9 protein-coding genes are annotated in these 11,665 nt (G+C 39.3%); 5 read left to right on the top strand and 4 right to left on the bottom strand.

The genetic code is table 11. The features are described from left to right. The 4 genes from ACR2MV_RS06900 to ACR2MV_RS06885 all read right to left on the bottom strand — a co-directional run. A partial coding sequence (locus ACR2MV_RS06900) for a hypothetical protein (protein WP_434021172.1) occupies positions 1 to 183 on the bottom strand: 183 nt, incomplete at its 3' end. Between the two features lies 1 nt (position 184). Continuing rightward, positions 185 to 562 (bottom strand): response regulator transcription factor, encoded by a 378-nt coding sequence (locus ACR2MV_RS06895; RefSeq protein ID WP_434021171.1) that lies wholly within the window; start codon positions 560 to 562, stop codon positions 185 to 187. A gap of 34 nt (positions 563 to 596) precedes the next feature. Next, positions 597 to 4,979, bottom strand: a complete 4,383-nt coding sequence (locus tag ACR2MV_RS06890) for a response regulator (protein WP_434021170.1) — start codon at positions 4,977 to 4,979, stop codon at positions 597 to 599. 90 nt (positions 4,980 to 5,069) lie between these two features. After that, a complete protein-coding gene (locus tag ACR2MV_RS06885; RefSeq protein WP_434021169.1) occupies positions 5,070 to 5,957 on the bottom strand; it encodes an AraC family transcriptional regulator in 888 nt (295 codons plus the stop codon). Between the two features lie 234 nt (positions 5,958 to 6,191). Here ACR2MV_RS06885 and ACR2MV_RS06880 point away from each other — a divergent pair, with 234 nt between their 5' ends. The 5 genes from ACR2MV_RS06880 to ACR2MV_RS06860 all read left to right on the top strand — a co-directional run. After that, positions 6,192 to 7,292, top strand: coding sequence for a glycoside hydrolase family 26 protein (locus ACR2MV_RS06880; protein ID WP_434021168.1), 1,101 nt, complete (start codon positions 6,192 to 6,194; stop codon positions 7,290 to 7,292). Positions 7,293 to 7,316: 24 nt separating this feature from the next. Continuing rightward, positions 7,317 to 8,504 (top strand): glycoside hydrolase family 130 protein, encoded by a 1,188-nt coding sequence (locus tag ACR2MV_RS06875; RefSeq protein ID WP_434021167.1) that lies wholly within the window; start codon positions 7,317 to 7,319, stop codon positions 8,502 to 8,504. An 8-nt stretch (positions 8,505 to 8,512) separates the two neighbouring features. Continuing rightward, complete coding sequence (locus tag ACR2MV_RS06870; protein WP_434021166.1) at positions 8,513 to 9,742, top strand: AGE family epimerase/isomerase; 1,230 nt, start codon at positions 8,513 to 8,515, stop codon at positions 9,740 to 9,742. Next, positions 9,739 to 11,112, top strand: coding sequence for an MFS transporter (locus ACR2MV_RS06865; protein WP_434021165.1), 1,374 nt, complete (start codon positions 9,739 to 9,741; stop codon positions 11,110 to 11,112). The genes ACR2MV_RS06870 and ACR2MV_RS06865 overlap by 4 nt, the downstream gene beginning before the upstream one ends. Before the next feature lie 19 nt (positions 11,113 to 11,131). Continuing rightward, on the top strand, positions 11,132 to 11,665 hold a 534-nt coding region (locus tag ACR2MV_RS06860; protein WP_434021164.1), incomplete at its 3' end, for a sulfatase-like hydrolase/transferase.

Here is an 11,665-nt window from a genome sequence, read left to right as displayed (position 1 = left end):
TGAATGTTTTACGGTATAATTGTTCATTTCTCCCCATAATAAATGGTCCTGCGTATCCATCACGGAAATATCCAGCGCCATTTCCTGAGAAAGGCTGGAGAGCAACGTTTCAGTGCGCTTATCTTTTAAGACATGCTTAAGGGCACGAAGGCGTGTTCTTATTTTTTTATCAAGGGTAACCATATTAATTTTTCAATACTTCTTCTGCTACAGCAAGCATTTCATCCGGGTCGAAGGGTTTGGTCATGTATCTGTCGGCACCCATTTCCATTCCTTTTTGCCGGTCTACTTCCTGACCTTTGGCTGTGAGTAAAATAATATAGACATGAGACAGGTTCAATTCCTTCTTTACCTTTTGGCAAACTTCCATACCATTCATTTTAGGCATCATTACGTCGAGAAAAACCAGATTGGGTTCCTCTTTTTGAATCAATTCCAAAGCCTGTTCGCCATTTTCCGCAAATAACAATTCTACTCCTTCATCTTCCAAATCTTCCAATGTCTGTTCGATGAGCATTCTGATATGAGCCTCGTCATCTACAATTAATAATTTTTGTGCCATGTATAATTATGTTTTTATTATTAGTGAGTTGCTATTATTCATAAATGAAAAACATGGTGTTTTCCATTCCTTTCTGCCCCTTCAGATCTTTAATAACCTTCTGGTCGGCATTATAAACAGAGTTCAGCATGATGATATCCGGCTGTGATTCCGTCGCATTTTTCAAAAGGTTTTTAGGGTCACTTTCCATCACCTTATAACCACGTGCACTCAATACATCAGAAAGTGTTTTGACGGCAGAAGAATCTTCATCTACTACCAGTACTTTCTTTTTGGAAACACCTTGTTCCAGCAGTTCATCTACTTCATGGAACAACTGTTCGGTATTGATGGGCTTTGTAAGGTACCTGTCGACTCCAATTTTTAAGCCCCGTTCTTTATCCTGAACAATGGACAAAATTATTATTGGAATATCCATGGTAGCAGGATCATTTTTTAAAACCGCTGCCACATCAAAACCGTTTATTTCAGGCATCATTACATCCAAGATGATCAGATCTGGTTTTGACAATCGCACCATATCCAAGGCTGCTTTGCCATTTGCTGCTTCTTTGACTTGATAGCCAGCATCACCCAATTCTTGTCTTAATAAAGATCTGATTGGAGTATCGTCATCAACAACCAAAATTGTCGGAACTTCTTTTACATTGGTTAAGGATGAATGCTTAATTTGCTTTTTCAGGCTATTGAGAATTCTGTCAAGTTGAATGGGTTGTTCATTGCTACCTTCACCCATCACAGGCATAGTAAAGAAAAATGAACTTCCTACGCCGTGCTCACTTTTCATCCAGATAATACCTCCGTGATGTTCAATAATTTCACGGCAGATTGGCAAACCAAGTCCTGTACCTTTTGGCTTATCGGTTAAGGTGTCTCCGGCCTGACGGAATCGTTCAAATATCTTATGTCGATCCTCTTCGGCAATTCCAATTCCGGTATCCTGTACTTCAACCATGATTTGAGCATTGTCTATATAAGCTTCGACAGTTACCTTTCCTTTATCGGTAAATTTTACAGCATTTGAGAGTAGGTTGATGACTACCTGGATTAATTTATCTTCATCCGCACTGATGAGTGGCAGATCTGAAGAAATATTTTTTTCAAGGGTCAATCCTTTTTCTTCAAATAGGGCGGAGGTAGAGGCGATGGCTCTGTTGATTACGTCCTGTAGAAAGATTGGTTTCATATGCCATTCCATTCTTCCGGATTCAATCTTTGCAAGATCCAGTACATCGTTGATCAGGTTGGTCAACCGTTCTCCTTCGGAAACAACAACATTCAGGTTTTCACTGACTTGTTTCATAGTGCGTTTGATTTTCTGATCCTCAACACTCACTGCAGGGAAAACTTTATCTTCCAGTCTTTTTCTGATTATTTTGGCAAAACCTAAGACCGAGGTTAAAGGGGTTCTCAATTCATGACTCACTGTAGATAGGAAAGCTGATTTGGCTTCGTTGGCATCTTCAGCTTTTGCTTTTGCATCCTTGGCTTCTTCGTAGAGTTCGGCATTGTGCAATGCGACTCCCACATTGATGGCAATGGTGCTCAACAACCTTTTATCCTCTTCGTTAAAACGACTGGCCTGTTCAGTGCTTTGAACACTTAGCACTCCAATGATACTATCTTCAACGGGTATAGGTACACCAAGGTAAGACATCACATCTTTACCAGTTCTTTCCACGCCAATTTTATCATAGGTAGCGTCGATATCGGTATCGTGATTAATGAGATATGATTCTCCTGTCTTTATGATACTAGAAGTTAGTCCTTCTCCGTAGGTCATGGGTGGCATGGTGTCACCATCCTGATAAGGAAAGTTAATGATTTCTTTTTCCTGGTCTAAAATGGCCAGATAGGTAATATCAGATTTAAACAATTTTTTCATCTGATTCCCCACCATTTGAATGAGTTCACTCAACTCCAGTTTTTGGGTCAAAGCTTGACTAACGTCATTGACTGTGGCCAACTCATCTAGACGTTGGTGTACTTCTTCGGTTCTTTCAGTCACCTTGTTTTCCAGTGCTTTTCTTTGATTGATGAGTATCCTGGTTCTTGAACTGACGATGCCATAGATCAGCACTATTAGCCCTAGCGCATACAGGGCATAGGCCCAAAGGGTTTTATACCAGGGAGGAGTGATGGCAAAAGAAGCAACGGCTTCTTCACTTATGTCGCCAAAAATATTCTTAGCCTTCACTCTAAAATTATAATTGCCAGGGGGTAAATTGATGTATTCACGTGTAGCCTGTTTGGTCCAGTCGGACCAGTCTTTGTCCAGTCCTTCCATATAGGTGCTATATTGCATGTCTTTTTGACCAATAAAGAAAGGGGCGGCGTAATTCACACTAACAGCATTCAGATCATTGTCGATTTTAACTTTTTTCGGAAAGTCTATGGCTCCGGCATAGATCAAAGAATCTCCGCTAATAGACATTTTGCGGATTGCCACATTGAAATCAAGATCTGTCTTCTCATCTAAACCTCCTTCATAACGTACAATACCATCTGGCCCTGAAAACCAGGCCACAGTATTTTCCTCGGTAGAAGATGGGTCAACATAGACGGTCCAAATGATTCGATTTTTAAGCTCTTTAAAGGTTTCGTTATTGAGTTCGTAAGTGCCGTCCTTTTTCTTTTTAGCAACGATTAAGCCATCTCCAACACCAAACCATAACCGGTCAAGATGGTCTTTAAAAAACCTGATTCCGCCTTCTTCACTCCAGTTGATCAAGTGATCGAAGAAAAACTTTTTTTCTTCAAATTTATCTAAGTCCGCATTGAATGTGTATGTCTTTTTGTTCTCTTCACTCCAAAGAATATAATCTTCATCAAACTTTGAGATCCCAACTTCGCCTTTGGGAACTCCTTTGTCCTGGGAATAAGTTTTAACCTCAGCATTTTTAAGATCCATAACTTGATCTTTCATTTTTGGAACCAAAAGTTGCAATTGGCTATCTTCAGAATCATTTAACCAGATGCTTCCATCTTCATTTTCAGCGACAGCTCTAATAGTTCTATGTTTGTCGGTGAAAGATTCTTCTTCAAACCTTTTCGTAATATCATTATAATAAAGGCTTGCTAGTCCATCTTGTAGCTGCACAAATAGTCTATTACTGTCAATTTTAGAAAATCGCACTAGGTTTACCCTAAAATCATAGTTTTCACTCTTACGAATAAATTTAAATTCTTTGCCAACAATTTCAATCAAACCCATAAAACCTGTTCCGGTATAAAGTTTTCCATCTTTTTCAGCAAATGAGGCTCCTTGACCAATTGTTCCTTCTATGAGTTTTAATTTTTTACTGTCTTCGTCAAGATAGAAAATTCCATTATTTGTGCTTAGATATAGGATTCCTTTGAACCTGTATGAAGCAAATACCACCTTGGTACTGAGCCCTAAATTGGAATCGATCAATCCAAAATTGGAATTCAAATTCACCTTAGAAATCCCATTAAATAATGGTAGCCATAGCACATTTCTAGAATCAACATATGCGAAGCTAGCACTCCCATCTTGTAACCCATTATCAGAACCAAATCGTTGAAGTAATTTACCATCATGGTTTATGATAAAGGTGCCTTCTCCAAATGAGTTGATCACAAAATTACCATTTGCTAAGGCAATACCAGGGAGGTAAAGGGAGCCTTTTAATAGATCGTCAATTTCAGTTTTAAAAGGTGTATACGTTTTACCATCAAAGATGTAAAAGTTGTTTGATCGAGAACCGAGAAGCAATTTATCTTCATCATATGGTAAGATCACATAAATTCTCTCATCTTTAAATCGTTCACCACCTGGAACTAGCTCAAAGGTGTCCTCATCTGTCATATAACAAAGTCCTCGATTCCAGATTCTTAGGTAATAAGTTCCATGAACAATTTTACCCACATGATAGGCATCTTCCGATGCGATAATTTTCATAATTTTTCCATCCCAACAATACAATTTATTGGTCGTCCGAAAAATAATTCTTCCCTGATAAAAATCTGTTTCCCAGACATCTGCAAACTCCTTATGTTCTTCAGGTACCTGCTCTAACAGACTTTTAAATTCCAGTTCTCCAATTTCATTCGCCTCTAAATAGCCAAAATCACCATTTCCACCTACATGAATTCTCCCGGTTTCATCTTGAGCTAAGCTGCGGCATCCACTTTCAGGCAATTCAATCGTATTCCAGTTAACTCCGTCAAAAATGACGACACCTTGATTGTTCGCAAAATACATAATGCCCTGAGCATCCTCAGTAGCCCACCAATTGGTCGGGGCTGCTTTATAATCTTCATAAGAATAATTGGTAATCATGGGTCTACCCAATTGCTCCTGAGCAAAAGAAAGGGAAGAAATAAAAAATAAGGAAATAAAAATCAGATGACGAAAATCACATCTCTGAAAGGAGAGTTGAATTTGTTTTATCATAGTAAATTCAGCAGCGAGGTTAGGTTAGTTGATCGCTTCTTATGCTTACTAAAATACAAATTTATTTCTTATGTGCTGGCAATGAATATTTTAAAAAACATTTTTAACACCGTTAAAGCTACTTCGAAATTCAGAGGGTGTGCAATTTTGATATTTTTTAAATATTCTGTTGAAGTTTGAAATGTTGTTAAACCCACAATCAAAGCAAATTTGAGAAATACTGTCGTTGGTTTCAATAAGGCTTCTGGTTGCAGATCCTAATCTTACTTCGATCAAAAACTCCATAAATGATTTCCCGGTTCGTTGTTTGGTCAATCTGCTTAAGGAGATTACTGACATGGCAACCAAGTCTGCTACTTCTTCAATCTTAATTTTACGGTGGTGATTTTCTTTTAGAAAGGTATAGACTTTCTCGATTCGTTCGCTATTATAAAAGTCATTCTGATGTTGAAAAGAGCGGTTTGTCAAAAATGTCTGATCTCTTGAGATGGCCAGGTCATATAGTAAAGATTGAAATTGTAAAAAGCTGTCAAAGCCATTTGTTCTACTAAGTTTGTGGATTTTCTTTTCAACCTGAGCGATGGTCTTGGTAGAAAAAAGGATACCACGGTTCGCATTTTGAAATAGGGTCTTTAAGGTTTGCAAAAGGTTTCTGTTTAACAAACTGTCTCCAAAAACGTCTGCAGGAAACTGGATGGTGATTTCATGAAATTCTTCCTTGCCAGAATTCTTATAGTTTTCCCAGCCATGATATAGGTTTGGGCCGGTAAGCACCAATTCCTTTTGCCCAATAACCCCCATGTGATCTCCCACGATGCGCCGACCTCCTTTTGCATTATAGATATAGTTTAATTCAAATTCAGGGTGGAAATGTATGGGGAAATTAAAGACCTGTCGTTTACGATCAAAAATTAAAAAGCAATCATTGTTGCGTAAAGGTGTAATTTCTCTATGAATATTATTTTCTATATCGCTCATGCTTAATTGGCTTCAATGGCTGTAAATTGAACTGAGTTTGTTTGCATATCCGTATCTATGATAGTCTTAACAAAGACATGTTGAATTTATGTTGTAAAAGTATTGATTTGTGTCGTAAAACTACTTGTTTTGAAGTGGTAATTGAAATAATTTTGACATTGTTGTTAGTCAACTTAATTTAGTAAAACATTGAATGCGAAAGGGCAAGCAACGTTCTAATTATATTTCGTGCACATGAAACTATGTAAAATCAGTTTGTTTTTTTTGATTCTTTTCTGTCAGGAGATCAGTGCCCAGACAGACCCTGACCTCGCAACTAATCCTATTTATGAAAAACTAACTTCTGTAAAAGGAAAAGGGATTTTATTCGGTCATCAGGATGATCTTGCGTATGGAGTGGGCTGGGAATATATTCGTGGCGAATCAGATGTGAAACGGATAGCCGGAGATTATCCGGCCGTCTTTGGTTGGGAGTTGGGAGGTCTGGAACTCAATCATAAGAAGAACCTTGACAAAGTGCCTTTTGAGCAAATGAAGAGTCTGGCTATCATGGGTGATGCTATGGGCGGAATCAACACTTTTAGTTGGCATCCCTATGCACCCGTGACTCATGAAAGCTCTTGGAATAAAAATGTCATTGTGGTAAAGCATATTATTCCGGGTGGGAAATACCATGAAGCCTTTAAAGAACAGCTGGACAAAATAGCTGCATTTTTTCATGAACTCAAAACCGAAGATGGACAAAATATTCCATTTATCTTCAGACCATGGCACGAAATGGATGGGAATTGGTTTTGGTGGGGATCTAAACAGTGTACTCCTGAGGAGTTTCAACAACTTTTTACTTTCACAGTCAAGTACCTAAGGGTTGAAAAAGGTTTAAAGCATATGCTCATTGCCTATTCGCCCGATAGAAATTTCAAGAGTGAAACAGCTTATTTAACCTGGTATCCCGGAGATGCCTATGTCGACATACTCGGTGTAGATAATTACTCCGATTTAAAGAAAGGAGGTAGTGTGAAAGCAGCCATTGATAAATTACATATCGTCATAAAAACAGCGGAGAAAAAAGAAAAAATAGCAGCTTTTACAGAAACAGGACTTGAGAATGTTTCTGAGGCCAATTGGTATACAGATAAATTAGGTCAGGTGCTGGCAGATCCTTTCGTGTCAAAGAGTATTAGCTATGTGATGGTGTGGAGAAACGATGGAAATGTTCATTACTTTTTCCCTTATCTCGAACAAAAAGGTGCAGCTGCGGCCAAAGAATTACTCGACAGAAAGAACATCTTATTATTAGAAGATTTTAAGTCCTTGTTAGCAAGAACTAAATAGAATAGGTTTTATTAAATTTCATGTATGAATCAACATATATTTAAAGAGAGAATTTCAAGAATTAGTAGCGATCACGAAGCTTTACTTGCGTTAAAGAATAAGCCATCATTTAGTGGTAATGGGATCTATGAACGACATGAATATCCAATATTGACCAGAGATCATATACCACTCGAATGGCGCTATGACTTGAATCCTGAGACCAACCCGTTTTTTATGGAACGCATTGGCTTTAATGCGGTTTTCAATGCAGGTGCCATAAAACTCGATGAGAAGTATTTATTGGTCGCAAGAGTAGAAGGGAATGATCGGAAATCTTTTTTTGCCATAGCAGAAAGCCCTAATGGTATTGATAATTTTACCTTTTGGGAACGCCCCATTAGCATCCCTCAAAATGAAGATTTAGATACCAATGTCTATGACATGCGATTGACGCAACACGATGACGGTTGGATCTATGGGGTGTTTTGCACAGAACGCAAAGATCCTTCGGCACCTGAGGGTGATACTTCAACGGCGATGGCAGCAGCCGGGATCGTTAGAACCAAGGATCTTGTTAATTGGGAACGTCTTCCAGATCTGATCTCTACCACAGGACAGCAACGAAATGTGGTGGTGTTTCCTCATTTGATAAAAGGAAAGTATGCTTTTTTTACCAGGCCCCAGGATGGTTTTATTGATACTGGAAAAGGAGGAGGTATTGGTTTTGGTCTCTCCGAGAGCATGGAAAACCCTGAAGTAAAAGAAGAGACCATCGTGGATGCAAAAACCTACCATACCATTTATGAGGTAAAGAATGGTCTCGGACCGGCTCCCATTCGAACTGAGAAAGGTTGGTTACATCTGGCACATGGGGTCAGAAATACAGCCGCTGGTTTACGCTATACCTTATACCTGTTTATGACAGATCTGGATGAGCCTTGGAAGGTGACGCATAAACCTCATGGGCATCTCATTGCTCCCTTAAAAGAAGAGCGGGTGGGAGATGTGTCAAATGTGGTTTTTTCGAACGGATGGATCAAAGACGATGATGGAAAGGTCTATATCTATTATGCTTCTTCAGATACCAGAATGCACGTCGCCACTTCTAGTATGGAGCAATTACTCGATTATTGCATGAATTCTCCTGAAGATGAATTGCATTCTCATTTGTCAGTGAAAGCGATTGATCATTTGATCGATCAAAACAAGGTCTTTCAAAATACCAAGTAATAGAAGCTATGAATCAATTGGGTATAAAGAAGGAACTCGACAAGCTCAATGGGCTAAAAAATGAATTTTCTGAAGAATTGAATCGTATCCTGACATTTTGGTCGTCAGCCTGTCTGGATGAAGCCAATGGGGGCTTTATCGGTAAAATGGATCATTATGGAAAGATAGATCCAGAGGCATCTAAAAGCTGTATTTTGAATACAAGAATACTGTGGACTTTTTCTGCCGCTTATAGAACCAGCAACAAGGAAGTCTATCGAAGTATCGCAGACAGGGCCTTTGATTATCTGGTCAATTATTTTTGGGACAAGGATAATGGAGGGCTTTTTTGGGAACTAGATGCTCAGGGAGGGGTGTTGAATTCTAAAAAGCAAGCTTATGCCCAAGGCTTTGGGCTGTATGGTTTCTCTGAATATTTCAGAGCAACAAAAAAAGATGAAAGCCTGAAGCTTGCGCTGGCGCTTTTTGACATCCTAGAAAACAATTTTTGGGAACCAAAATTTGGAGGATATATTGAAGCCTTGACAGCTGACTGGAAATCCTTAGATGATGTACGCCTCAGTGACAAAGATTTAAACACCCCAAAATCAATGAATACTCATTTGCATATTTTGGAGCCCTATTCGAATCTCTATCGGGTGCATCCAGATGCAAAAGTTAAAAAAGCCATCGAATCATTGCTGCAAGTTTTTACAGAAAAGATCTACAATCCCAAAACCCAACATCTGAGAATGTTTTTTAATCTCGACTGGACATCTCAATTTGAAGAAGTATCTTTTGGACATGATATTGAGGCGGCCTGGTTGCTCAATGAAGCCTCGATCTTGGTGCATGAAGGAAAGGTCAGTGAGGATCTTCAAAAGATCACGGCGGCCTTGGTGAAGGCTACAAAAAAGGAAGGGCTGGATGCAGATGGTTCTCTTTTCAATGAAAGACATGGAGCCGTATTGGATAAAGACAAGCACTGGTGGCCACAGGCAGAAGCCCTAGTGGGCTTTATGGATGCCTATGAATTGGATCAAGATCCTGAATTGGTGCGGCATATAGAAGCGATTTGGCAATTTATAAAAAGTCATTTAATAGATCATAAAAACGGTGACTGGATCTGGCGCGTGAACGCAGCTAATATTCCCGTTACCTCTGAAGATAAGGTCGGTTTTTGGAAATGCCCATATCACAATAGCAGAGCTTTGATGGAGTTGATAGAACGAATAGATAATTTGAATAATCAGGTATGAGTGAACAAATTAAATTAAAAGAAAAAATAGGCTATAGTTTTGGAGATTTTGCCTCTTCCATGTTTTGGAAGTTATTCTCTATGTTTCTCATGATTTACTATACAGATGTGGTTGAATTGTCACCAGCTTCTGTAGGTACTATGTTTTTACTTACCAGACTATGGGATGGATTAAACGACCCCATCATGGGGATTATTTCCGACCGTACCAGAACGAGCATGGGAAAATTCAGGCCTTATTTATTATGGGTAGCCATTCCGTTTGCCATTATTGGCGTCTTGACTTTTTCATCGCCTGATTTTGGGCCTTCAGGAAAATTGCTCTATGCCTACGTGACCTATACCTTGATGATGATGGTATATACCGCGATCAATGTTCCGTATTCGTCATTGATGGGTGTAATGACTTCAGATACTAAAGAACGGACCTCATTGGCCTCCTTCAGGTTTATCGGTGCCTATTCAGGGGGGATTTTTATGACAGCGACCGTGCCTTATTTGCTCGATTATTTTAAAAACTCTGGATCGGATGATGCCCAGAGTTATCAATACACAGTAGGTATTTATGCTGTTTTAGCCGCCTTCTTTTTTATCATGACTTTTTTATGGACCAAAGAGCGAGTCAAACCACTGAACACTGAATCATCGATTAAGAAAGATTTAAAAGATCTGGCAAAGAATGCACAGTGGTTTATCATGTTAGGTGCAGGGATTGCTGTTTTGATATTCAATTCATTAAGAGATGGGAACATCATGTATTATTTTAAATATTTTGTGAAGGATCAAAGCATCGCTTATTTTGGGGATGTAGCCTGGGATAAACTGGCGGGTGCCTATATGACCTTATGGTTGGTCACCAACCTGATCGGAGTTTTATTGGCCAAACCGGCATCAGCGCGATTTGGTAAAAAAAGCACCTTTATTTCAGCCATGTTGATTGCGGCTGTTTTTAGCTTTATTTTTTATTGGGTAGATCCCAATTCAGTGCCTTTGATTTTTGGTTTGAATGTGATCATGGGTATTTGTTCCGGAATTGTGCTTCCGCTGATCTGGTCCATGTATGCGGATATTGCGGATTATTCAGAATTTAAAACAGGGCGAAGAGCAACAGGACTGGTTTTTTCTTCCTCATCCATGTCGCAAAAAATGGGCTGGACACTTGGTGGTGCCATCACAGGATGGTTATTATCCGCTTATGGATTTGAGGCCAATGCGGAACAAACGACAGAATCTTTAAAAGGGATTCGATTGATGATTAGTATTTACCCGGCGGTGGGCGCTGTGTTGTCTGCTGTCTTTTTGATGCGCTATAAGTTGAGTGATGCCTTTATGAAGGGAGTATCTGACGAGCTGGATGCAAGAAGAGATTGATAAATATACGTTAAACCTGATGATACTTTCTATTAAAAAGCTAGTGACTTATAAACTTAGAATAGTTCTCTTGCTATGTATATCAATTGTTTTATCTGTCTCCTGTCAGAAGGAACTAAAAAAGGATGTAAACCCAACCTCATTTGCTACAAAAGCGAATGTCCTGTTGATACTTACTGATGATCAGGCCTATGGAGATCTGTCCTTGATGGGAAATCCCATCTCTGAGACGCCGAACCTAGATTTACTGGCCAATACTGGAGCGTTTTTTGAGAACTTTTACGTGAACCCTGTTTGTGCACCCACGCGTGCCAGTTTGCTCACGGGGCGCTATCATCAGAGAACTGGAGTTACAGGGGTTACCAGGGGTAGGGAGAATATGAGCCTGGACGAAGAAACCTTAGCCAATATTTTAAAGGCCCATGGCTATGCCACCGGTATTTTTGGGAAATGGCATAATGGGGCCCATTATCCTTACCATCCTATGGGCCGGGGGTTTGATGAATTTGTAGGCTTTACTTCAGGCCATTGGTCGAGTTATTTTGATACTACC

Source organism: Lutimonas sp. (genome assembly GCF_051011215.1).
GTDB lineage: Bacteria > Bacteroidota > Bacteroidia > Flavobacteriales > Flavobacteriaceae > Lutimonas.
This window is presented reverse-complemented; position numbering and strand designations above follow the sequence as displayed.